The sequence below is a fragment of the Paenibacillus sp. FSL R7-0198 genome (genome assembly GCF_038000415.1).
Classification (GTDB): domain Bacteria; phylum Bacillota; class Bacilli; order Paenibacillales; family Paenibacillaceae; genus Paenibacillus.
Genome location: NZ_JBBOCB010000001.1, coordinates 6,186,067 through 6,211,431, shown reverse-complemented (window position 1 = coordinate 6,211,431; position 25,365 = coordinate 6,186,067). Strand labels below are relative to the sequence as shown.

Annotated in this window: 21 protein-coding genes; all 21 read right to left on the bottom strand. The window is 46.2% G+C overall.

Going from position 1 to position 25,365, the window contains the following annotated elements:
- Positions 1-207: 207 nt before the first annotated feature.
- The 21 genes from MKY87_RS27290 to MKY87_RS27190 all read right to left on the bottom strand — a co-directional run bounded on the left by MKY87_RS27290 (position 208) and on the right by MKY87_RS27190 (position 25,082).
- Positions 208-1,887 carry a ribonuclease J gene (locus tag MKY87_RS27290; RefSeq protein WP_076208870.1) on the bottom strand — a complete coding sequence of 560 codons (1,680 nt, stop codon included), beginning with the start codon at positions 1,885-1,887 and terminating at the stop codon, positions 208-210.
- 476 nt (positions 1,888-2,363) lie between these two features.
- Positions 2,364-3,242 (bottom strand): 4-hydroxy-tetrahydrodipicolinate synthase, encoded by an 879-nt coding sequence (gene dapA / locus MKY87_RS27285; RefSeq protein ID WP_124114093.1) that lies wholly within the window; start codon positions 3,240-3,242, stop codon positions 2,364-2,366.
- A gap of 47 nt (positions 3,243-3,289) precedes the next feature.
- On the bottom strand, positions 3,290-4,507 hold the full coding sequence (gene dapG, locus MKY87_RS27280) for an aspartate kinase (protein WP_017689129.1): 1,218 nt from the start codon (positions 4,505-4,507) through the stop codon (positions 3,290-3,292).
- Between the two features lie 378 nt (positions 4,508-4,885).
- Positions 4,886-5,482: a dipicolinate synthase subunit B gene (locus MKY87_RS27275; protein ID WP_062833836.1), complete on the bottom strand. Its 597-nt coding sequence runs from the start codon at positions 5,480-5,482 to the stop codon at positions 4,886-4,888.
- Positions 5,479-6,378, bottom strand: coding sequence for a dipicolinate synthase subunit DpsA (gene dpsA / locus MKY87_RS27270; RefSeq protein WP_076208873.1), 900 nt, complete (start codon positions 6,376-6,378; stop codon positions 5,479-5,481). The genes MKY87_RS27275 and dpsA overlap by 4 nt, the downstream gene beginning before the upstream one ends.
- Positions 6,379-6,535: 157 nt before the next feature.
- Positions 6,536-6,982, bottom strand: a complete 447-nt coding sequence (dut, locus tag MKY87_RS27265; protein ID WP_017689132.1) for a dUTP diphosphatase — start codon at positions 6,980-6,982, stop codon at positions 6,536-6,538.
- Positions 6,942-8,225 (bottom strand): M16 family metallopeptidase, encoded by a 1,284-nt coding sequence (locus MKY87_RS27260; protein ID WP_062833834.1) that lies wholly within the window; start codon positions 8,223-8,225, stop codon positions 6,942-6,944. The genes dut and MKY87_RS27260 overlap by 41 nt, the downstream gene beginning before the upstream one ends.
- A 99-nt stretch (positions 8,226-8,324) precedes the next feature.
- The gene (locus MKY87_RS27255; RefSeq protein WP_338593841.1) at positions 8,325-9,320 is read right to left on the bottom strand and encodes a polysaccharide deacetylase family protein; all 996 of its coding nucleotides are present in this window, start codon (positions 9,318-9,320) and stop codon (positions 8,325-8,327) included.
- Between the two features lie 175 nt (positions 9,321-9,495).
- Complete coding sequence (gene pnp, locus MKY87_RS27250; protein ID WP_091031843.1) at positions 9,496-11,598, bottom strand: polyribonucleotide nucleotidyltransferase; 2,103 nt, start codon at positions 11,596-11,598, stop codon at positions 9,496-9,498.
- A gap of 257 nt (positions 11,599-11,855) precedes the next feature.
- Positions 11,856-12,125 (bottom strand): 30S ribosomal protein S15, encoded by a 270-nt coding sequence (gene rpsO, locus MKY87_RS27245; protein ID WP_056700672.1) that lies wholly within the window; start codon positions 12,123-12,125, stop codon positions 11,856-11,858.
- Complete coding sequence (locus tag MKY87_RS27240; protein WP_256719971.1) at positions 12,103-12,237, bottom strand: hypothetical protein; 135 nt, start codon at positions 12,235-12,237, stop codon at positions 12,103-12,105. The genes rpsO and MKY87_RS27240 overlap by 23 nt, the downstream gene beginning before the upstream one ends.
- Before the next feature lie 47 nt (positions 12,238-12,284).
- A complete protein-coding gene (locus MKY87_RS27235) occupies positions 12,285-13,223 on the bottom strand; it encodes a bifunctional riboflavin kinase/FAD synthetase (RefSeq protein ID WP_062835982.1) in 939 nt (312 codons plus the stop codon).
- Positions 13,224-13,293: 70 nt separating this feature from the next.
- Positions 13,294-14,217: a tRNA pseudouridine(55) synthase TruB gene (gene truB / locus MKY87_RS27230; protein ID WP_340966927.1), complete on the bottom strand. Its 924-nt coding sequence runs from the start codon at positions 14,215-14,217 to the stop codon at positions 13,294-13,296.
- Positions 14,211-15,188, bottom strand: a complete 978-nt coding sequence (locus MKY87_RS27225) for a DHH family phosphoesterase (protein ID WP_340966926.1) — start codon at positions 15,186-15,188, stop codon at positions 14,211-14,213. The genes truB and MKY87_RS27225 overlap by 7 nt, the downstream gene beginning before the upstream one ends.
- A gap of 19 nt (positions 15,189-15,207) precedes the next feature.
- Positions 15,208-15,567, bottom strand: a complete 360-nt coding sequence (gene rbfA / locus MKY87_RS27220) for a 30S ribosome-binding factor RbfA (protein WP_017689140.1) — start codon at positions 15,565-15,567, stop codon at positions 15,208-15,210.
- Positions 15,568-15,592: 25 nt separating this feature from the next.
- Complete coding sequence (gene infB, locus MKY87_RS27215; RefSeq protein WP_340966925.1) at positions 15,593-18,178, bottom strand: translation initiation factor IF-2; 2,586 nt, start codon at positions 18,176-18,178, stop codon at positions 15,593-15,595.
- Positions 18,171-18,500, bottom strand: a complete 330-nt coding sequence (locus tag MKY87_RS27210; protein WP_017689142.1) for a L7Ae/L30e/S12e/Gadd45 family ribosomal protein — start codon at positions 18,498-18,500, stop codon at positions 18,171-18,173. Before MKY87_RS27210 ends, infB begins: the two co-directional genes overlap by 8 nt.
- On the bottom strand, positions 18,493-18,798 hold the full coding sequence (gene rnpM, locus MKY87_RS27205) for an RNase P modulator RnpM (RefSeq protein ID WP_017689143.1): 306 nt from the start codon (positions 18,796-18,798) through the stop codon (positions 18,493-18,495). The genes MKY87_RS27210 and rnpM overlap by 8 nt, the downstream gene beginning before the upstream one ends.
- 25 nt (positions 18,799-18,823) lie before the next feature.
- A complete protein-coding gene (gene nusA, locus MKY87_RS27200; protein ID WP_062833827.1) occupies positions 18,824-19,921 on the bottom strand; it encodes a transcription termination factor NusA in 1,098 nt (365 codons plus the stop codon).
- Between the two features lie 123 nt (positions 19,922-20,044).
- The gene (gene rimP / locus MKY87_RS27195) at positions 20,045-20,506 is read right to left on the bottom strand and encodes a ribosome maturation factor RimP (protein ID WP_091017262.1); all 462 of its coding nucleotides are present in this window, start codon (positions 20,504-20,506) and stop codon (positions 20,045-20,047) included.
- A 256-nt stretch (positions 20,507-20,762) separates the two neighbouring features.
- Positions 20,763-25,082, bottom strand: coding sequence for a PolC-type DNA polymerase III (locus MKY87_RS27190; protein ID WP_339784541.1), 4,320 nt, complete (start codon positions 25,080-25,082; stop codon positions 20,763-20,765).
- Between the last annotated feature and the right edge of the window lie 283 nt (positions 25,083-25,365).

The window sequence follows — 25,365 nt, the reverse complement described above, 5'->3', positions numbered from 1 at the left end:
TCTCCAGAAACATTTAATGTATTTCCTTAGTATGGGGATTTTTCCAACCGCCTTATACCCGCTACATCAAATTGCTTCACATATTGGCCCTATTGCAGATCTTCCTGAAAACGCAAAAAAAGCCCCTTCTCTACGAGGAACCGTCCAATATTACTCGTAGAGAAGGGGCGACTGTGTGCCTGAATATATGTTTTTGTTTAGCCTATTTTAAACTTCCATAATGATTGGCAAAATCATCGGTCTACGACGAGTTTGCTCATACAGGAAGCGTCCCAGTGCATCTTTAACATTCGTTTTGAGTGAAGCCCACTCGTTAACGTTCTCACTCATCAACTTCTGCAATGTGCTGCTAACGATCCGGTTGGCCTCATCCAGTAGTCCTTCCGATTCACGTACATACACAAATCCGCGAGAGATGATGTCAGGACCGGAAACAATTTTTCCATCCTGTTTGCTCAGTGTTACCACAACAACAAGGATACCATCTTGTGACAACAATTTGCGGTCACGAAGTACAATGTTACCCACATCGCCTACACCCAAGCCGTCGATCAACACATTACCTGCAGTAACTTTACCTGCTCTACGTGCTGCTCCACCTTGAATTTCAATCACTTCACCGATATCCGTAATGAAAATGTTCTCAGGTTCTACCCCTACAGATTCAGCAAGAACCGCGTGGCGACGCTGCATACGGAATTCACCGTGAATTGGCAAGAAGAATTTCGGTTTCATCAGGTTGAGCATCAGTTTCAGCTCTTCCTGGCTACCGTGACCAGATACGTGGACGCCACTGTTAGCACCGCTGTAATGCACGTTAGCACCCAGACGGAACAGTTCATCAATCGTACGGCCTACATATTTTTCATTACCTGGAACCGGTGTTGCTGCGATAATGACGGTGTCACCTGGCAGGATGTCCACTTTACGGTGTGTGGAACGAGCCATACGTGTCAATGCTGACATTGGCTCTCCTTGACTTCCTGTGCAGAGAATCACGACACGATCAGCTGCCATCTTGCCTACTTCTTCAGGTTCAATGATCATGCCATCCGGAATCTCAAGATAACCCAGTTCTGAAGCAATACCCACCACGTTCACCATGCTGCGTCCGATAACTGCAACTTTACGTCCAGTCACTTCTGCTGCATTGATCACCTGTTGGATACGGTGTACGTTGGAAGCAAATGTCGCTACAACAACACGTTGACTAGCTTTACGGAAGATATCTTCCAGAACGATACCCACATTTTTCTCCGATGGTGTGAATCCAGGTTTCTCAGCGTTTGTACTATCGGACAACAGCGCTAACACGCCATTTGTTCCGATCTGTGCCATACGCTGAAGATCTGCATATTGACCATTGACTGGAGTATGGTCGAATTTGAAGTCACCTGTGTGAACAACTGCACCTTCCGGTGTTTCGACACATACACCAACAGAATCCGGAATACTATGGTTAGTAGCGAAGAACGATGCTTTCAGAACAGATCCAAGTTGGATCTCGGAATCAGCATCAATCAGAATACGTTTTGTTTCTCCCAGCAAATTCGCTTCTTTCAACTTGTTTTCTACAAGTCCAAGCGTAAGTCTTGTTCCGTATACAGGAACATTCAGATGTTTGAGAACATATGGCAGACCACCAATGTGATCTTCATGTCCGTGAGTAAGGATGATTCCTCTTACTTTGTCACGGTTCTCAGTCAGGTAAGAAATGTCAGGGATGACAATATCAATACCAAGCATATCTTCTTCCGGGAATTTAAGACCAGCATCTACGACTACAATGTCGTTGGCGTATTGGATGACGTACATATTTTTACCAATCTCGCCTACGCCGCCCAAAGCAAAAATCATCAGTTTATCGTTATTATTTTTCTTAGACAAATGAATCTAAACCTCCTATGGTAGTTGGACGTCGTACCTTATTATTTATTGTAAGTTAAGAAAAGTAGTCCATACATCACATACCCACCTATCGGGATGAATGCAAAAGAACACCTTTATTCACGATATTTGGAAGAAGTTCTTCGAAGTTATTCCCTTTGACCAACAAGTTGGATTTGAAATTCCCTCTTAGCCGTTCCTTCCTTTTTCACCGCAAAGCTACACCACGAAACGATGTCGCTTTCAATTTCAAAAAAATACCGCACCCAGTCACTTGACATCATTATACATGATTAAAAACAAAAAAAACAAGTCACTCTCTCGTTAACCTGTAGGTTTCCCCTTAGCAGTGGAAAAGAAACCTCACATTACTCGTAAAAAAAAGAACCGCAGCCTCTACGAAGAGGAGCGGTTCTTTTGCTGATCTGAAGGATATTCCCATGATTAATAAATTAGTCCATATACAACCAAAATGATTACAAATTAAGCAAACCTTTGATATAAACCTGCTCCTCTTCCGTTGGCGGAATAAGGGGCAAACGTACGGACCCAACGTCTAGACCACGTAATGTCAGCGCATATTTCACCGCTACCGGGTTCGGTAGAGGCTGTGGACACTCAAACAGGCCTTTGAACACTGGGAACAACTGCTGATGAATCTGAGCAGCCTGAAGAGGTGCTCCGCCATAGAAGGCGTCAATCATTTTCTTCATTTCTGCCCCTACGACATGACTAGCCACGCTGACAATTCCGTGTGCTCCAACCGCAATCGCTGGTAAGCCTGAAGCATCATCACCGGAATAAACTCTGAAATTTTCTGGAGCACTTGCTGCAATCAGCGTAACCTGCTCCATAGACGCACATTCTTTCGTAGCGACGATGTTAGGAATCTGCGCAAGACGAAGCGTTGTCGCTGCTGACAGGCTGGTTACTGTGCGCCCAGGCACGTTATAGAGCATAATTGGCAGCTTGGTGGAGCCTGCAATCGCTTCAAAATGTTTAAACAAACCTTCTTGGCTAGGTTTGTTGTAATACGGAACAACCAACAATATGCCATCCACTCCGGCACGTTCAGCTTCCTGTGTCAAATGGATGGAATGTGCCGTGTTATTGCTTCCCGTTCCGGCTATAATTTTGCACCGACCGGCCGCATGTTTCACTGCAAATTCGAATAATTGAACTTTCTCAGTATCACTAAGTGTTGGAGACTCCCCTGTTGTTCCAGAAACCACAAGCGTCTCCGACTTTTGATCTACAATCAGATAGTCGATTAGACGTGCCGTTTCCTCCCAATGAATCTCTCCTTGTTCATTGAACGGAGTGACCATTGCTGTAATCAATCTTCCAAAGTCCAATTCGATTCCTCCTTCAAAACAGGTTTGGCTCCTCTAACTTCAGTTATTTACAAATGAAGTTCGAATGAGGCGTGAAGTGCCCTCAGGGCCTGAACCATATCTTCTTTTTTTACGAGTACCCAGATCGTTGTATTCGAATCTGCTGATTGCAGGATCTGAATGTCAGCCAGTGTCAAGGACTCTACGATTCGAGCCATAATTCCAGGTACACCATTAATGCCTCCGCCAATGACGGACACTTTGGCACAACCGGACAGGCTTTGTGGCTTGAGACCTATCTCCTGCAATACCTGTATGGCTTTCTCGGAATCACTGTCAAAAACCGTATAGACAACTCCCGAGGGGGTAACATTAATAAAATCAACGCTGATTGAATTCTCAGCCATGGTTTTGAACACTTTTAGTTGCAATCGATCTGCACCACCAGGCACATCCACCGTAATTTGCGTTACATTGCTCACGTAGGCGATGCCTGTTACATAACGGTCAACAATGCCTGTCTGCACATCCTGGAATCCTTCCGGATGCGTAACCAGCGTTCCTTCCGTGTCTGCAAAAGTAGATCTTACCCGCACTGGAATCTGGGATTGCATCGCAATCTCAACCGCACGTGGATGGATTACCTTGGCCCCGTGGTGGGCCATGTTACAGATCTCTGCATAACTCACAACAGTCAGTGGACGTGCATCCTCAACAATTCGCGGATCAGCGGTGAGTATCCCGTTCACATCTGTGTAGATATCCACCATTTCAGCACGTAATGCTGCACCGAGAGCTGTAGCAGACGTATCACTTCCCCCACGACCCAGTGTCGTGAAGTCTCCGTTCTCTGTCTGCCCCTGGAATCCGGTTACAACAACGACACGGCCAAGCTGAAGCTGCTCCAACACACGAACAGGACGGACATCCAATATCCGGGCATTCCCGAAATTGTCGTCCGTCACAAAACCTGCTTGTGCACCGGTCAGCACTGTAGTTGGAATGCCTTCATGTTCGAGTAAACTGCTCAACGTTGTCGCAGATATGATTTCACCACAGCACAGCAGTAAATCCTTTTCGCGTGCGGATAGTGCGTTTCCGTTCTGTGCAGCCCAGTCCAGCAACGTATCAGTCGCATATGGCTCGCCGCGGCGCCCCATTGCAGACACAACGATGACCAGACTCAATCCTGCTTCAAGTTCACGTTTAACGTGACGGAGCACATGCTCTCTCGCCTGAACAGTGGAGAGAGACGTGCCTCCGAATTTCTGTACCATGATACGCATCTTTATTCCTCCATTTGTGTACGCAAGAAGACTGGACACGGGTCAAATCAACAAATGGATCACTCTAGGGAGCGTTCTGATGCGATAATTTCAGCATTTTATACGGCATTCCATGCCGCTCCTTGTTTTTTGTAATTGTCTGGGACAATCGCAAAATCAAAGGTCGCGGTTGTTATCGAGGTCATGACGCATACATTCACAATAGACCTCTCCCGCTTGCTTAACCTGTACTGCCCGCAAGCAGGAATGCCTTATAGACAGGAACGTGGACAGAGTAGCTGTTCAATCCAGCATATCGTCCCCCATGATTTTCTTTGTCTCTCGAACCCTTCTTCATTTCTCCAAGCGCATAAACGTTGTCACCGAATCATTGTTCCATCAAGCCTGTGAAGAACGCTCCACAATCATCGGCTGCAACTGTTTGCCCTCAAGAGCACTCCAGCAAGCCTCTGGAATCAATTCCATTTTGGCGACTAACGAGTTTGGTTTTTTCACTGGATCGTCCTGCCCAAATGGCACAAAATACAAGTATTTGGCCACGAGCAATTTGGCGATATTCGCAGCATTCAAGCCCAGACCGTCATTCGTGGAAATCGCGAGCACAAGCGGACGCTGATTGCGCATTTGCGCTTTGGCTGCCATTAGCACTGGACTGTCGGTCATCGCATTAGCCAGCTTGCTTGTTGTATTCCCTGTGCATGGAGCAATCACCAGCACATCAAGCAGCTTGGAAGGCCCTAATGGCTCCGCTTCAACAATTGTAGAAATGATATCATTACCTGTTATATCTTTCAACTGTTTTTGCCAATTCTGCGCCGTACCGAAGCGTGTATCTGTCGTCAGAACCGAATTCGAAATAATCGGAATGACGTTGGCACCTTCAGCTACGAAGCGGCTAATTACCGGCATAACCTCTTCAAACGTACAATGAGAACCCGTAATTGCATAACCTACCGTTTTTCCCTGCCAGTTCATGATTTAACCTCCCGTGCGTTCTGTTCTTCCAAAAGCAAACGGATCAACGCGTCGGCAATAATGCCGCCAGCCGTTTTGGGAGCAACAATGCCGGGGAGGCCAGGCGCAAGTAGCGCTTTGATACCGCGTTTGTCGGCATACCTGAAATCACAGCCGCCAGGAGCGGATGCGAGGTCGATAATGACAGCCTTTTGCGGCATTCTGGACAGGATTTGTGCTGTGATTATCATAGTCGGTATCGTATTAAAAAGCAAGTCAACTTCCCCGGTTTGAGCGGCCAAATCCGTTGTCATGAAAGGCTTCCAGCCCATTATTGTAGCGCGGGCAGCATCCTCTTCCCGCCTGATTCCCACCCGTACATTTGCTCCAAGTCCCTGCAGTGTTTTGGCCATTGTGAATCCTGTTCGACCAATGCCAAGCACAATGCATTCCGAACCATGGATTGTGAAGTCCGTCTCCCGAATAGCTATGGCGATGGCTCCCTCAGCTGTTGGAATAGAGTTATAAAGTGCAATATCATCACGATCAAGTACTTCAACAAGTCGCAGCCCATTTTCAAGACAAAGTTCGCGCAAGAACGGCTTTGCCATACCTGTGAACACAATACAATGCTCCGGTAATGCTGCAATATGTTCCTTTTTCAAATAGATCGGTGTGTCACTGAATGAAGTACTTACTTTTCCCTGGTCATCGCAACCGACAACAGGCAGTACCAGTACATCTGCGGAAGCAAACACTTCGTCCTCCAGTTCCTGGTGCTCGATCCCTGGAATGGAACGCTCTATTTTATCGAAACCCACCACACTTACCGTTGCATCCAGCTCAGCGCACTTTTGAATGACTTCAAGCTGCCGCGCATCTCCGCCCAGGACTACAATCCGGACTCCGGTCAGCATCGGGACGTCACTCCTTTCACCACATGTATGCCTTATCGTATGCAGGGGCCCACAGGGGGGTGAAAACAATAATTGCATTCCACCGTCCTTATCTCAAATGTAAAAAAAGAGCCGCCCCTGTAGGGACGACTCTAAAGAATGAGTATATTTACGCTACTTATTTCCCGGTATGACCGAATCCGCCTTCGCCACGTACCGTTTCCGAAAGTTCATTCACTTCCGTCAATTCAACCGCAGGCACGGTCTGGAAGACGATCTGAGCGATGCGCTCTCCCCGTACAATCGTGAACGGTTCCTGACCCAGATTAATCAACAGAACTTTAACTTCTCCGCGATAGTCCGCATCAATGGTACCCGGTGTGTTGAGGCAGGTAATTCCATGTTTGAAAGCCAGTCCGCTCCGAGGACGGATCTGTGCTTCCAATCCAGCTGGCATTGCCATCGCAAGTCCGGTAGGAATCAGCGTACGCTGACCCGGCTGCAAAACAACGTCTTCCTGAAGCGCAGCTACTACATCAAAGCCGGATGCCAGCTCCGACATTTTTTGAGGCAGTTTAATATCTTCATTGCCCGGCAGTTTCTGTATTTGAACGTAATGCAACAAAATCATCCCTTCTCAATCCAGCGATCGTTTTATCTGAAGCGCCAACCATAGCAAGTGCAAAAGGTTCAGCAAACATCAGATCAAGTACCGCATTAATATCGTCCATGGTAACTTGCTCAATTTTGGTGATCATCTCATCCAGCGTATGGTGTCTGCCCAACATGAGTTCGTTTTTACCCAGACGATTCATGCGACTGCCTGTGCTTTCCAAGCTCAGAATCAAGCTGCCTTTCAGCTGTTCTTTTCCTTTACGAAGTTCATCTTCGGACAAGCCGTTTACAGCCAGGTCGCGCAGAACCTCTTTGGTCAGATCGAGCACTTCTTTGGTCTGCTTCGGTGCTGTACCCGCGTATATCGTGAAAAGTCCACTGTCCGCATGAGAGCTATGATAGGAATACACGGAGTACGCAAGACCCCGTTTCTCACGAATTTCCTGGAACAGTCTGGAGCTCATGCCTCCACCAATGGCGTTGTTCAGAACAACCATAGCGAATTGCAGCGGATCTCCGATTTTACAGCCCGGGAACGAGATACAGATATGATTCTGTTCCGTTTTCTTTTTGTGAAAGAGCTGTCCGCTTTGGAAGGCTGGCATCGTGACTGCTTCCGTTACTCCATTTACATCAAAAGCACCAAAATGTTTCTCCATCAGATCGATTACACTGTCATCAATATTACCCGCGATACTAATGACCGTGTTCTCAATCGTGTAGTGCTCCTTCATATATGCACGCAGATGACTGGAATCCATCGCTTTGAGACGTTCTTCCGTACCCAGGATTGGGTATGCGAGTGGATGCTCACCATAGGCGGCCAAGGCCATCAGATCATGAACCATATCATCAGGCGTATCTTCATACATCGAGATTTCTTCCAGAATGACGTTTTTCTCCTTGATCAATTCACCATCATCCATTTTGGAGCGGAAAAACATATCAGACAATACATCAACCGCAATCGGCAAATGTTCATCCAACACCTTAGCATAATAACACGTGTATTCTTTGGAAGTGAACGCGTTCACGTTACCGCCAATCGCATCGAACTGCTCCGCAATCGCCTTGGCATCATAACGATCTGTTCCTTTGAATAACATGTGTTCAATAAAATGTGATACTCCGTTACTTGCAGGTTGCTCATTGCGCGAACCTGTCTTGACCCATATTCCGAAAGACACAGAACGGCAGGTCGGTATCTGTTCCATGACAACTCTGAGGCCATTGCCCAGCTGAATTTTTTTCATGGTTGGCCCTCCTACATCTCTATAATTGCCTTGATCTCAACCTTGAAATTGAAATCGACATTTGGTTCCAACTGTTTGATATTAACAAAAAAACAACGTTCACTCAACCGCAGAGGTATTTACACGTTCCGAAGACAGCGTCTCACTTACCGTTCCGAGCACGAGACCTTTGGCCCGAATGGATTGAATCATACCCTTTAAAGCTCCCGAAGAAGAAGCAGTAGGGTGCATTAGAATTAACGTGCCTGCCTCGGTATTTTTAGCAATTTTGGCAACAACGGCATCCGGGCTTGGCTTACGCCAATCCACAGTATCTACTGTCCATAACACGGTTTGCAGTCCCATGGATGAAGCAATGTCAACGGTCTTCTGATTAAAGTCACCGGAAGGCGGAGCAAACCAACGATTCTCTACACCCAGTGTTTTATGGAGCAGATCCTGGGTTTTGCTAATTTCCAGCTTAGCCCGTTCTGCGCTCAATCGACTCATATTAGGGTGAGAATATGCATGATTGGACATCTCATGCCCACGCTTCTGAATTTCTTTGGCCAGTTCAACGTTTTTGCTTAACCAACTTCCATCCAGAAAAAAAGTAGCCTTCACTTTCTCGGCATCCAGCGTATCCAGCATCGGTTTAATATATTCGTTCCCCCAGGCGACATTAATCATAAAAGAAACCATCGGTTTGTTCGCATTCCCCCGATAGATCGGATGTGCTCCCAAATCTTTAAGCTGAATCTCCGGCTCAATCTGACGGTAGACATACGCTATTTTGGTATTTAACGTTCCACTCAGCGCCTTACGGTATGTCGCTTCCACATCAATCTCCATGCCATTATAACCAGGAATCGCTTTCCATACCCGATCCACTCTGGCATTCACCGGAGCAATTTTCGTTTCAGCCGCTTTATCCCGAATCGCGGACAACAGCGCATCTTCTCCAGTTGCCTCCTTAAACATGTCAAAAGCATTTTGCGTACCTGGCCCATCACGGATCTCCGTAATGTATGTACGTACACTGCCAACTTGTCCGATCAATATGACCGCAGTCACACCCGCCAGAACAGCCGCCAGCTTTTTGGATTGGTTTCCCACAGCTCCATCCTCCCGCCGTCTTTGTCCCCATCATATGAGGACAAGGGCAAAAATATGAATGCTAAACCATGGTTTCATCCTTGCTTTACGTATTTAAACGTTAAAAAAAGAGCCAGAAATTCACATTCTGTCTCTTCATTCAATCTATCCATTTATAACTTGTCGCTTCGGTATCCTAGGATTGAGCCGGAGCTTCAGCAGTCAAAACTGCTTTACGGGACAAGTTGATTCGACCTTGTGGGTCAATTTCCGTTACTTTTACCGTAATGGAATCACCGATAGCTACAACATCTTCCACTTTGGCAACACGTTCAGTTGACAGTTGCGAGATGTGCACCAGACCTTCTTTGTTCGGAAGTACTTCAACGAATGCACCGAATTTCTCTACGCGTTTTACTTTGCCGACATAAATCTCGCCGACCAATACTTCGCGCACAATACCTTCGATGATCGCTTTGGCTTTATCATTCATCTCCTGGTTGGAAGAAGCGATAAAGACACGTCCATCCTGTTCAATATCAATTTTAACACCGGTTTCTTCGATGATTTTATTGATAATTTTACCACCTGCACCGATGACATCACGGATTTTGTCCGGATTGATATGCATCGTTGTAATTTTAGGTGCATATTGTGATAACTGCTCACGTGGCGTATTCATCACTTCAGTCATTTTGCTCAAGATATGCAAACGACCTTCTTTGGCTTGAGCCAATGCTTCAGACAAAATTTGACGATCAATACCATCAATTTTGATGTCCATTTGAATCGCAGTTACACCTTCAGGTGTTCCGGCTACTTTGAAGTCCATATCACCGAGGTGATCTTCCATACCTTGAATATCACTCAGAATGGATACATGATCTCCATCTTTGATCAGACCCATAGCTACACCCGCAACTGGAGCTTTGATTGGTACACCTGCATCCATCATAGCTAGTGTGCTGGCACAGATACTTGCCTGGGAAGTTGAACCGTTGGATTCCAGAACTTCAGATACGAGACGAATCGTGTATGGGAAGTCTGTTTCGGAAGGGATGACTTTGGAAAGCGCACGCTCACCCAGAGCACCATGTCCGATTTCGCGACGGCCTGGAGCACGTAATGGACGAGCTTCACCTACGCTGAATGGTGGGAAATTATAGTGATGCATGAAACGTTTCGTTTCTTCAAGACTGATTCCGTCCAAAATCTGAACGTCGCCCAGTGCACCAAGGGTACAGATGCTAAGTGCTTGTGTTTGTCCACGTGTGAACAAACCTGAACCGTGCGTACGTGGCAGCAGGGAAGTATCACATTCAATTGGACGAATCTCAGCAAGTCCACGTCCATCCGGACGAACTTTATCATGCGTGATCAGACGGCGCACTTCTTCTTTAACGATATCGTGCAGGACTTCCTTCACGTCTTTAAGCAATTCAGGACTTTCAATATATTTCTCTTCGAAGTGAGCAACCGTTTCGTCATTCACTAGATCGATTGCATCTTGACGAGCATGCTTCTCGGCAATTTTAACGGCTTCAACCAGACGAGCACTTGCGAAATCACGCACACTGCTGTTGACTTCAGCATTAACGGCATGCAACTTAACAGCCATTTTTTCTTTACCAGCAACTTGCACGAGTTGTTCGATTACCGCAACAATGTTCTTGATCTCGTCATGTCCAAACATGATTGCTTCAAGCATTACTTCTTCCGGTAATTCATTAGCTTCAGCCTCAACCATCATGATGGCATCTTTGGTTCCTGCTACCACCAGCTCAAGTTCACTGACTTCAAGCTGTGCAATCGTTGGGTTAATGATGAACTCGCCATCAATACGTCCAACTTTCACGCCACCAATCGGTCCGCTGAATGGAACATCCGAAATGCTCAATGCTGCTGATGTACCAATCATTGCAGCGATTTGCGGTTCGCAATCCTGGTCCACACTCATAACGATATTCAGAACTTGTACATCATTCCGGAAACCTTCCGGGAACAATGGACGAATTGGACGGTCTGTCAGACGGCTTGAAAGAATAGCTTTCTCACTCGGTCTGCCTTCACGTTTAATAAATCCACCCGGAATTTTACCTACGGCGTACAATCTTTCTTCATAGTTCACCGTTAATGGGAAAAAGTCCAGATCTTTCGGCTCACTTGATGCTGTCACGGTACACAATACCACGGTATCCCCGTATGTTACCTTAACGGCAGCATTAGCCTGCTTGGCCAAACGCCCGGTTTCAAACGTAAGCTTTCTTCCGCCAAGCTGCATTTCAACACGCTGTTCCATGAAATTCCTCCTTTTATTCGTCCTAACTCAATGGATTCTGCATATTCACAGTATTTCCTGCTTGTCCTGCATTCATTAGCTATGTAAGATCTTGCAACATGCTAATCTGCACAACAAAAGCTCCTCACGGAGCCCCATCTACAAATATATGGCAACATGTTCATCTACAAAACAACCCGGCTGTAAGTTCCGCTTGTCCTTTTAGACAAAAGAATGACGGATAACAGCCAGGTTGGTTTTGAAAACATGTACGATAATTAACGACGCAATCCGAGTTTTTCGATCAGTGCGCTGTAACGTTTAACATCTTTGTTTTTCACGTAAGCCAAAAGCTTACGACGTTGACCTACCATTTTCAAAAGTCCACGACGTGAGTGGTGGTCTTTCTTATGCGTACGCAAGTGGTCTGTCAAACTTCTGATGTTTTCCGTAAGGATAGCAACTTGCACCTCTGGAGATCCTGTATCGGACTCGTGAGTTTTGTGCTCGTCGATCAGTTGTTGTTTACGTTCTTGAGTCAATGCCATCCTGTTCACCTCCTTCAATATAATCGCCATTAGCCTCGTCACCGCCGGTGAGAGCAAGCAACCAAGCCAAGGTTAATGTTGTCTCAATCGACAACGTAGTACAGTATATCATAATTGCCTAGTTAAAGTAAATGTAAACATGCATTTAATCCTGAACCTTTAAGATAACAGGCGGCCGGCAGTTAATGCATCTTCACGAATCTGGCTAATCAATGCATCAATGGAGTCAAACTTTCGTTCTGCACGAATATAGTGAACGAGCTCAACCTTTAGTTCCTGGTCATACAAGTGTCCATCAAAATCAAGCAGATGCACTTCAAACGTAGGTTTCATCCCGCTTTCGTGAAACGTAGGTTTCACACCGAGATTCATTACGCCATGCAGTTCCTGTTCGCCATACTGCACACGAACAGCGTAAACCCCCTTCGACGGGGTAACGTAATGATCCGTGAGTTCAAGGTTGGCTGTAGGAAATCCAATCGTTCGTCCACGCTTCTCCCCGTGAATGACGGTTCCTCTGATGCTGTAAGGTCGGCCAAGCCACTGACTGGCCTCATCCATCTCCCCACGCTTCAACAGGCCACGAATGAGAGAACTGCTCACTTTTTCACCATTTAAAAGGAATGGAGGAACGGTCTCCACCGTCATCTCTCCTTCTCCCAAAGTACGAAGAAGTTGTTCATCCCCTGCACCCTTATGACCAAAACGGAAGTCAAAACCCACCACCGCTGTTCGTGTCTGAAGAGGAATCAACAAGTCGTGTACGAATTGTTGTGGCGTCAACCGTGAGAAATCTTCATTGAACTCCACCACGTAGAGTACATCAACGCCCATTCCTGCCAAGATGTCTTCTTTATCTCTCAAGGGAGTTAAATAACCCTCGTAATCCCCTTTGCGCATAACTTCCTTCGGATGTGGATGAAAGGTCATGACCGCTGCCTGCATGCCCGTTTCCCGCGCAATGCGGACAGCTGATAAAATGACACTTGCATGTCCGAGATGCAGTCCGTCGAATTGACCAATCGCAAGCACTTGGGGCAGTGTGCTCAGCTCAGTCGAATGTAACGTCTGCGGATAGGTTAGCATTACGGTTTTCACAATCATTCACCTGCATTTCACTAGATAGGCCAAGCTTGAGCATCACCACAACTCCAAGCCCTAGACCTCTTTATTCCGGCAAAAAGACTTTAACTGCCCTCACCGTTGGTTTTAGTTCATCCCGTTCAAATATCCCCAGAAACGTACCATCCTGAGCATACAACCGCAATAAACCAGGTTGCTCTACAGGCGGTTCCAGAAGACGTGCAGACAGTTTCTGACCTTGAAGTGCTCCTTTGGCCTGTTCTTCTCCAACCTTGTGGGCCGGAATTGAAGCAATAGCCTCGTCAACAGGAATCAGCACCTCCGCCAAAGTCCCGTCAGCCATAAGTTGTTCCACTTCTTCAATACGAAGACAACGATCTGCAGAGATACCTGCCGATATCGTACGCTCCAGTTGAACCATGGTCGATGGATATCCGAGTTGCCGGCCAATGTCTACACACAATGTCCGAATATAGGTACCTTTTGAACATAAGGCCCGGAAGGAGATATCGGTGGTCTCACCCTGAGTCTCAATCCCTGTAAGTTCGAGCTCATAGATTGTGACCTCACGGCTTTTACGCTCTACCGTCTTACCTTCACGAGCAAGCTCATAAAGACGTTTGCCGTCTACTTTTACCGCAGAATACATAGGTGGTACCTGTGAGATCGTGCCCAAAAATTGCTCAAGCACCTGTTGAACCTGTTCCTGTGTTACTTCCACAGTCGTTTCAGCCCGCTCAATAACTTCCCCTGTCATATCCTCTGTGTCAGTAGACAGTCCCAATCTGAGCGTAGCCAGATATTCCTTCGGAAGCTCCTGCATGTACTCCACCACACGTGTCGCCCGTCCAAGACAGAGCGGCAGAACGCCTGTAACTTGTGGGTCCAGTGTGCCCGTATGCCCAATGCGCTTCATTTTGAGAATGCGACGCATTTTGGCTACAACATCATGAGAAGTAAATCCCGCCGGTTTATATACCGGAAGTACACCTTCAAATGGCTTTACCATTGTGAATTCACCTGCTTCAGTACTTTTGCGACAATATCATCAAGTTTGCCTTCCAGACGACATCCGGCTGCGAGCACATGCCCGCCTCCGCCAAAGGTCTGTGCTAGTGCAGCAACATCAATCTTACCAGCTGAACGCAAAGAAACCTTGACTGCATTCTCGTTGATGACTTTGAAAAAGATACCAACTTCCACGCCCTGAATGTTGCGCGGATAGTTCACTACCCCTTCAAGATCTTCATTAGCTGCTCCACAAGCCACCATATCATCTGGTGTAATAACAACCCAGGCTATCTTTCCATCTTCTGTCATCTGCAGGCTTGATAGTGCCTGATGCAAAATCCGAACTTGTGGAAGAGTCACCTGCTCTAACAAGGTCTGGGCGAGATAGGGTCCATCCACGCCATGTTCAAGCAGTCTGGAGGCAGTTGTCATTACATTTGGACTGGTGTTGGCATAGCGGAACCCACCTGTATCCGTAAGCAATCCTGTATAAACTGCCGTCGCAACATCTTTATCCCATGTTATTTGGAACAGGTTAAGAAAATCGAACAAAATTTCAGCCGTTGCAGCAGCATCTGACTTAATGATGTTGACTGTACCATAAGCGTCATTTGTAGGGTGATGATCAATATTCAAAATAACAGCATCATCTTCGAAATAATGACGTGTCAAACCTACTCTGGCAAAGTCTGCACAATCCACACAGATAACAGCTTTGTATTTTCGCTGCGGTGGTTGTTCGGTCATGTTCACAATGTTGCCTGCTTCCCACAAAAATTGCATGCGCCCGGGGATTTCGCCTTCATTAATCATCGTGAATGTCTTACCCAGACATGACAGCAGCCAGCCCACCGTTACCGTCGAGCTGACTGCGTCACCGTCCGGCTGTACATGCGACACGACCAGGTAATCATCATGCTCCAGCAGAAATTGCTTTCCGGCCTGGAGCGCCTGTTCATAAGTGTGCATTGCCGTCTCCTCTATTCTGTTACTGGGATTCGTTCTTGTCGGAACCAATATCGCCAAGCAGCTTCTCAATTCGGCTGCCATAAGCGATGGATTCGTCAATCTTGAATATCAACTCGGGAACATGCCGGAACCGGATACGTTTACCCAGCTCGGAACGCAAAAATCCATTTGCTTTTGCCAGAGCTTTGAGCGTGTTATCTTTTTGTTCCTGTTCACCGAAGACACTCAGATAAACTTTGGCTTGCGACAAGTCTCCTGTCACTTCGACTCCCGTTACCGTAATAAAGCCGATACGTGGATCTTTCAGTTCAGACTGGATGAGCAGACTGATTTCTTTCTTGATCTGCTCGCCCACTCTACCTGTACGAATCTTAGCCATCGTTGTTCACCTCATGCTTCCTTGCTTATCGTTGTACTGTCTCCATAATGAAAGCTTCGATAACGTCGCCTTCTTTGAGATCATTATATTTATCAAGTGTGATACCGCACTCGTAACCTTGTGCTACTTCTTTGGCATCATCTTTATAACGTTTCAGGGAATCCAGCTTACCTTCGTAAAGGACAATGCCATCACGAATCAGGCGTGCTTCCGCAGAACGCGTAATTTTACCCGAGGTAACCATACAACCAGCGATGGTACCCACTTTACTGATGGAGAACGTGCTCCGAACTTCAGCATGACCGATAACTTTTTCTTTGTAGATCGGATCAAGCATACCTTTCATCGCTTGTTCAATTTCTTCGATAACACTGTAGATTACGCGATGCAGACGAATGTCTACTTGCTCTTGATCTGCAGTTGCTTTCGCCTGGTTATCAGGACGTACGTTGAAACCAATCACGATGGCATTGGATGCTGCTGCCAAAATGATGTCGGACTCAGTGATTGCACCAGCGCCGCTATGAATGATTTTCACGCGTACACCTTCAACTTCGATCTTCGCAAGGGAACCTTTCAATGCTTCAACCGAACCTTGTACGTCACCTTTGATGATTACGTTCAGATCTTTGATCTCGCCATCTTTGATGTGCTGGAACAGATCATCCAACGTTACGCGAGTATGTGTACCCAGATCGGATTCACGTTGCGTAATCGCACGTTTGTCAGCGATGGAACGCGCTTTGCGCTCATCTTCAAACACCATGAATGGATCTCCCGCACCTGGAACTTCAGTCAAACCTGTGATTTCTACAGGTGTTGATGGTCCAGCCTCTTTCAGACGACGACCTTTGTCATTGACCATCGCACGGACACGACCGAAGCAGTTACCTGCTACGAAAGCATCGCCGACTTTCAATGTACCGTGCTGTACGAGGATACGTGCAACTGGGCCACGTCCTTTATCGAGCTCGGCTTCGATCACTGTACCACGGGCACGTTTGTCCGGGTTCGCTTTGTATTCGTTCACTTCTGCAACGAGCAGAATCATTTCAAGCAGACCTTCCAGACCCATTCTTTGTTTCGCTGATACGTTAACAAAGATGGTATCTCCGCCCCACTCTTCCGGAACGAGTTCATAGTTAGTCAATTCTTGTTTTACTTTATCCGGATCAGCGCCCGGTTTGTCAATTTTATTGACAGCCACGATAATTGGAAGCCCCGCAGCTTTGGCATGGTTAATTGCCTCAACTGTTTGTGGCATAACACCGTCATCGGCAGCTACGACAATAATTGTAATATCCGTAACCTGTGCTCCACGTGCCCGCATTGCTGTAAACGCTTCATGACCCGGAGTATCCAGGAACGTAATTTTTTTGTTGTTGATTTCGACTTGGTATGCACCAATATGTTGCGTGATTCCGCCTGCTTCGCCGCCTGTTACATTCGTGGAACGAATGGCATCCAGCAAAGTTGTTTTACCATGGTCAACGTGACCCATGATTGTAACTACTGGAGGACGAGCTTGCAAGTCAGCAGCATCATCATTCTCTTCAAGTGTTTCGAAACGGTCATCTTCAAGCACAATCTTCACTTCAACCTCAACACCGAATTCACCTGAAAGCAGAAGGATCGTTTCGATATCAAGCTCTTGGTTGATTGTTGCCATAACGCCCATAGCGATGAGCTTTTTGATAACTTCGGAAGCATCCTTATGGAGCAACTTCGCTGTTTCACCAACGGTCATATCACCACGAACGATGATTTTCTTAGGTGTGTTATCAATTTTCTCACGTTGTTGGTACTGTTGTTGATTTCTGTTGCGGTTGTTCTTGCCACCACGGTTACCACGGAAGTTGCCGCCACGGTTGTCATCATAACGACGTCCACCGCCACCGCTGTTCGAACGATTACCACTATTGTTGTTGCTGCCAGTAGTACCACCTGGGCCGCTTCTGCGTTGGCCTTGTCCTTGGCTCTGACCTTGGCCACCGCTACGGTTGCCAGCAGTACCTGTATTACCACCGCTGTTAGGGCCTGAAGTTCTTACTTGACCGCCACCGCTGTTATTCGGACGTTGACCCGTTCCTTGCGGACGGGATGCAGTACTGCTTTGTCCACCTTGAGCTGGTCTTGGACGGTTAGTTGATTGTCCTCCTTGGCTTGTGCCTTGGGAAGAGTTCGTTCTGTTGCGGCTGTCTTGGCCGCTGGGTCTTTGGGTGCCATTGTTATTGTTGGAATTTGGTCTATTGTTCATACCTACCTGCTTTTCCTGTTGTATTTTTGTTTGTACGGGACTACCGGATGGGTTACTGCTCTTCGGCGTGTTCACTCCGCCGGCCGGCTTGTTGCTGTCCACTGGTTTGTCACTGCGCACTGCCGAAGTAGCAACTGGTTTTGCATCGTTGCCTTGTTTCGAAGCAGCAGTGGATTTTATATCTTTAAAAAATTGTTCCACCTTACCGACTGAACCATTCTCCATGACACTCATATGATTGTTTACGGGAATTTCCAGCTTTTTAAGAATGGTTATAATTTCTTTACTACTCATATTAAGGGACTTCGCATATTCATAAACTCGCAATTTATCCTTGTTTTCCTGTTTACTCAATATACTCCACCTCCGACATTATACCGACTTGCTTGGAGATCATTTTTGCAAACCCTCGATCCGTTACTGCAAGAACAACACGCGTGTCTTTACCGATACTTGAACCCAGACTATCCCGGTCAAATCCGATCAACAGAGGAACCTTATAAGTTCCGCATTTATCGCGAAATTTCTTTTGTGTATTGGCTGAGGCGTCACCCGCAACAATAACCATTTTAGCTTCGGAAGAACGGATCGCTTTAAGTACAATTTCTTCACCTGTTACAAGTTTACCTGCACGCATAGAGAGTCCCAGATAAGACAGCGTTTTAATATTAGTCATGTTCACGCTCCTGTGCTGCTTTGAATTCATCCTCAACCGCGATGAAGTCAGCTGCTAATTGCTCGTAAATTTCAGGTGAGACTTTGCCTTTTAACGCCCGATCCAAAGCCCGGTTTTTGAGTGCAAGCTTAAAACAAGACTCTTTGCCGCATAAATAGGCACCACGTCCGGATTTTTTGCCAGTCAAATCGATCAGCACTTCATCCTCTGGCGTTTTAACAATGCGAATCAGCTGCTTTTTGGGCATCATTTCCTGGCATGCCACACATTTGCGCAGCGGCACTTTTTTTGGTTTCATACGTCAGCGCCCCCCGTACTTTACTTTAGTCGACGGAGACGGAATCCTGATGCATTTCAGAAGAAGAATCTTTTTCTCTGCCGAATTCCTGTTCCGCCTGGCTCTCGCTCTTAATGTCGATTTTCCAGCCGGTTAATTTGGCTGCCAATCTGGCATTTTGGCCTTTGATACCAATTGCGAGCGAAAGTTGATAGTCCGGAACGATAACCCGAGCCATCTTTTCTTCCTCAAATACATGAACTTCCAATACTTTGGAAGGACTCAGTGCATTAGCAACATATTCGTCTACCTGATCGGAGAAACGAACGATGTCGATTTTTTCACCGCGCAGCTCACCCACAATGGTCTGCACGCGCATTCCCTTAGGACCTACACATGATCCAACTGGATCAACTTCTTCGTTGCGGGAATGAACGGCAATCTTGGAGCGGAACCCTGCTTCGCGAGCGACGGAGCGAATTTCAACTACACCGTCAAAGATCTCAGGCACTTCCAGTTCAAAGAGACGTTTCAAGAGGCCCGGATGGGTACGGGACAAAATGATTTGCGGCCCTTTCGTCGTATTCTCGACCTTGGTGATATACGCCTTAATACGGTCACCATGAACAAACTTCTCGTTCGGCATCAATTCGGTCAGCGGTAAAGCCGCTTCGATTTTGCCCAGATCGATGTAGATATTGCGCAAATCCTGACGCTGCACCACTCCCGTAACGATATCTTCTTCCTTATCTACGAAAGCGTTGTAGATCAGGCCGCGTTCGGCTTCACGAATCCGCTGGGTCACTACCTGTTTGGCAGTTTGTGCCGCGATACGTCCGAAATCACGCGGCGTAACTTCAATCTCCGCAATATCTTCCAGCTGGAAGTGTGGGTTGATTTCTCGTGCAGCAGGCAATGAAATTTCGGTACGTGAATCCAGGACTTCTTCCACGATCAATTTACGGGCATACACCCGAATAACTCCCGTATTACGGTTCATGTCAACACGCACATTCTGGGCCGTGTTGAAATTCCGCTTGTAGCTGGAAATTAGTGCAGCCTCGATCGCTTCAAACAGCACATCCTTGCTGATCCCTTTTTCCCGTTCCAATTCATTCATTGCTTCAATAAAATCCATACTCATGAATGTTGATCCCCCTTTCAAACATGGCATCTCATACGTAAAACGGCGAAAGGCTCTGAACTCATGAGCACCTTGCCGTTATCGTGAGATGTGTCTTTTTCATTAATAAAGTGAACAAGGCACTTAAAACAAAATAGCTAGGCGCGCACTGGCAACCTTATCATAAGAAATGGCATGCTGTTTTTTGCCTGCTTCGATCACGAGTTCCCCGTCATCAAAGGAAAGCAGCTTGCCTTCAAATTCCTTCAATCCGTTCACCGGTTCGTAGGTTGTAACAAAAACATTTTTGCCTACAGATTTGGTAACGTCCTCAGGTTTTTTCAGTGGACGCTCCGCACCGGGAGAAGACACTTCAAGGAAATAGATGGTTGGAATCGGATCGTTCTCATCCAGCTTGGCGCTCAGCTTTTCGCTGATCAAGACGCAATCGTCGATGTCGATGCCACCCTCTTTGTCGACATACACCCGTAAAAACCAGTTGCTGCCTTCTTTGACGTATTCGATGTCAACCAGCTCGAAGCCTTGTTCGTTCAAGTAGGGTTGGATCATTTCTTCCACGGTAGATTTAATGTTCGTTGTGCTCAAAACCAATAACCTCCAACTTAGGTTACACCAGCAAAAAAGCACTGGCAGATTATTCAATACCCAAGATTCTTGTATACCAAAGACTAAAGAGTGGGTTTCCCCACTCTTTAGAAATTCGTACTATCTCGTTCACTTCAAAAATTATAACATAGTCTGGTAATAGTGACAAGTAAGCGATGGTTCAGGCAGTTTACTTACTAATGAAGGAAAAATTACGTTTCTCCAACAATCGCTCTTTTTAGATCCAAATTCAATCCTAGAAAAGGGAAAGCTGATTGCTCTCTGGCAAGCCACGGAAACATCCCATATTCGACAGGAGTTCAACAATGGTCTTACTTGCTTTCGACTTCTGCTGGAAGTCCTCAACCGATAGAAACTCACCATGATCTCTTGCTGCAGCAATATTGCGAGCAGCATTATCCCCGATTCCTGCCAACGCCGAAAATGGAGGGATTAGTGATTTTCCGTCAACGATAAACTTTGTCGCTTCCGAACGGTATAAGTCAATGGATTTCAGCGAGAATCCGCGCGCTGCCATTTCCAGACCCATTTCCAGAACAGGTAACATGTTTTTCTCTTTCGGAGGTGCCTGGAAACCTAATTGCTCAATTTCCGTAATTTTGCGATAGATCGCGTCATATCCCTGACACATCAGTTCGATATCAATCTCATCCGCCCGAACGGTAAAGTAAGTTGCGTAATATTCAATCGGATGATAAAGCTTGAAGAACGCCGTACGTACTGCTGAAATAACATAAGCGGCCGCGTGAGCCTTCGGGAACATGTACTGGATTTTCAGACACGAATCAATGTACCATTGAGGCACTTTACAATTCTTCATCTCGTCAATCCATTCCTGTGGCAGACCCCGTCCCTTACGAACACTCTCGGTAATCTTAAAGGCAAGACTTGCGTCCATTCCCGTTTTATAGATCAGGAACAACATGATATCATCCCGACAACCAATTACTGTCTTAATGTTACACGTTCCGTTCTTAATCAGATCCTGAGCGTTACCGAGCCATACCCCAGTACCATGGGACAATCCGGAAATTTGCAGTAAATCGGCAAAAGACGTCGGCTGGGATTCAACAAGCATCTGACGTACAAACTTCGTGCCCATCTCTGGCACACCAAACGTCGCGACTGGCGACCTAATCTGTTCTGGTGTAACACCCAGAGCTTCGGTTGAGTTAAACATGCTCATGACTTTGGGATCATTCATCGGAATGGTCGTTGGATCGACTCCTGTCAAATCCTGTAACATCCGCATCATAGTCGGATCATCGTGCCCCAGAATATCAAGTTTCAGCAAGTTTTCTTCAAAAGCATGATAATCAAAGTGTGTTGTTTTCCACTCCGCATTAACGTCATCAGCTGGGAACTGAACAGGTGTAACGTCTTCGACCTCAATATAATCAGGTACAACGACAATACCGCCAGGGTGCTGTCCAGTGCTCCGTTTTACCCCTGTACATCCCGAAGCCAAACGATTCAATTCAGCTCCGCGCCATTTCTTGTGATGTTCTTCCTCATATTTCTTGGCAAAACCAAATGCTGTTTTCTCAGCCACCGTACCAATGGTCCCCGCACGGAAAACACTCTTCTCACTAAATAGTACTTTCGTATAGTTATGAGCATGAGGCTGATAATCACCAGAGAAGTTCAAGTCAATATCGGGAACTTTATCTCCTTTGAATCCAAGGAAGGTCTCAAACGGAATATCCTGGCCTTCTCCTTTAAGTGTGCCACCACAATCCGGACACTCTTTCTCTGGAAGGTCAAATCCACTCCGAACACTGCCGTCCAGGAACCACTCGCTGTGTTTGCATTCCGAATTCACACAAATATAATGAGCAGGTAGTGGATTAACCTCGGATATACCCAGGAATGTAGCAACAACAGAGGAGCCTACCGATCCCCGTGAACCTACGAGATAACCATCCTGATTCGATTTTTTAACCAAGCGTTCCGAGATCAGATAGTTGGCAGAAAAACCGTATTTAATAATTGGAATGAGCTCTTTCTCTAGTCGTGCCACGATTACTTCTGGTAATTCCTCGCCATAGATGGACTTGGCAGTGTTATAACAGGTATTACGGATTTCTTCGTCTGCACCTTCCAGAATCGGAGTAAACAGTTTGTCCGGGAATAACTTAATTTCCTCAAAGCGGTCAGATAACTCCACCGTATTTGTAACAACGACTTCGTAAGCTTTATCTTGGCCCAGGAACTGGAACTCTTCCAGCATTTCCTCTGTCGTTCTAAAATGTGCATCCGGTTTACGTTGATCTTTCAGTGGACTAAATCCTGTAATACCGTGAATGGTGATATCCCGATATAACTTGTCACGCGGTTCCAAATAGTGCACGTTACCTGTGGCTATGACCGGTTTATTAAGTTTTGCACCTATATCGATGACTTTACGGATTGCTGTTTTGATTTCTTCGGGTGTAGCCACCAACCCTTTATCCACCAAATGCATATACATTGTAAGTGGTTGGATCTCCAGTATGTCATAGAACTCAGCGATCTCTTCCGCTTCTTCGAGCGATTTGTTAAGCACCGCTTCGAAAAATTCACCTTTTTCACAGCCTGATATAACAACAAGGCCTTCACGCAAATTAATCAGTTTCGATTTGGGAATGCACGGTACCCGCTTGAAATGTTCCGTATGAGAGAGAGAGACCAGCTTATATAGATTTTTCTTACCCACATCATTCAGTGCATAGATTCCACAGTGGAAAGGTCTTGTATTCGACAAGTCGACACCCACATAATCATTCAAGCGATCAAGCCTCGTCAAACCTTTCATCTGGGCAGCATCATTTAATAATCCGATCAGGATACCCGCGAGTGCAACCGTATCATCAATGGCACGGTGATGACTTTCGAGTCCAACCTTATATTTATCCGCCATCGTATTAAGACGGTGGTTCTTATTTTTTGGAAATAACAATCTCGCCAGTTCCAACGTATCAAGGACTGGATTAGGAAGCTCTGGCATTCCAATTTGCTTCAGGGAAGCCTGGATAAAGCCCATGTCAAAACGTGCATTATGCGCAACAAGCACACCATCACCAGCAAACTGCACAAAATCACGGATAACAGGCTCCAGCTCAGGTGCGTCTTTTACCATGTCATCATTAATATTGGTCAACTGCTGAATGTTGTAGGGAATGCGTTCATGCGGATTCACAAACGTTGCAAACCGGTCGATTTCTTTACCATCTTGCATCTTCACGGCTGCAATCTCAATGATTTTGTTCTGTGTTACCGACAGACCTGTGGTCTCGATATCAAATACAATGTATGTTGCTGTTTGCAGATCCAATGGCTGAGGAGCCATTACAACGGCAACAGAGTCATTCACAACATTCGCCTCAAGGCCGTAGATCATTTTAATCCCGTTTTTCTTAGCAGCCTTTGAAGCCTCGGGATATACCTGCACCCCACCATGATCACTGACAGCAATCGCCTTATGTCCCCACTCCGCTGCCATTTTCACGTATTTGTCAATTGAAGTTACAGCATCCATCGTACTCATCGTAGAGTGCAAATGGAACTCCACCCGCTTCTCTGGTGCATTATCTTTACGAGATGGCGGTGCTTTGACTTCAATCAGATCCGATGGAATCATCGCGAGTTCAGGAATTTGCATAAACCGGTCATATTCTACACGACCACGTACTTTTACCCATTTACCGTTAGCCAACAAACTGAGAATTTTAACATCCTCTTTTGTTTTGGCAAACATCTTCATTTGCATGGAGTCCGTGAAGTCGGTCAGGTAGAAGGTAAACAACGTATTTCCGTTTCGCAGTTCCTTACGATCCAGACCAAATACCGTACCTTGAAGCGTGACTTTCTTCTCTTCATCCTGGATTTCCTGCATGGGTACTGCTGGCTCCTTGATGTCGTAACCCATCTGCAAACGCAGATCACCCTGCTCCTCATCCACCGGGATTTCCGTGTCCACTTCACTCATCATCTTCTCGATGACCTCAAGTTCTTCTACACGTTTTTGGGCCTGGAACTGTTCCATAGCCTCTTTATTACTTCCCACTTCGCCCACTTGCATCTTGATGCGAAGAGGTAGATGAAAGTATTTTTCATAGAATTTTGTAATAGCTTGATCAATCTGTTTCTTACGAGCCAATTCCATCGACGTTGCATCACTCATTGTCAGTTGTAGGAGATCCTCTTCACATTCAAAGGTTGTCCGGTTCATCCAGCCATTTACAGACGGAATCTCACGGGTAACCCACTCCAGAAACAGATTCCAATATTCACTGACGATATCACCATTTTGTACCTTGTCCGTGTATTTGAAGCCAAATGAAATTTTGGCGATATGATTCATCTTCTCTTGAATATGCAGGCAAAATGTGCGATAGATTGGAGCAGGTACCAACGTATCCTTCGCAATCAGAATATTCCATTCCCGATTACTTCGATTGGTCTCTACTTGTTCAATCCATCCATCCAAAAAATAGGGCTCTAACAGACCAGCCGGAAGCTCTGCCTGTTTCATCAACAACTCAAACCGTTTTCTCTTCTCCTCGAATCCGCTCATCGTGTTCCTCCTTGTACCCCCTTAAAGCATGAAAAGCCCCTGCATTCAAAAATGTCACCGATCCGAACTCGCACCGACTCATTTTATCCGACAGAAGCTCTCCATTCATTACTCTTACAGTCCGTACGTGCCATTATATACATTGAACAAAAAGATATTTACACTTACCACTCCGATAACAGAACAACCTTCCGATCACTGTTATCCCCAGATTTTTTGATTCCCTTTTAGAAAGGGGAAAATCCGGGGATAAAGGCGCAGCGTATGCTTCCGATGTAGCTTT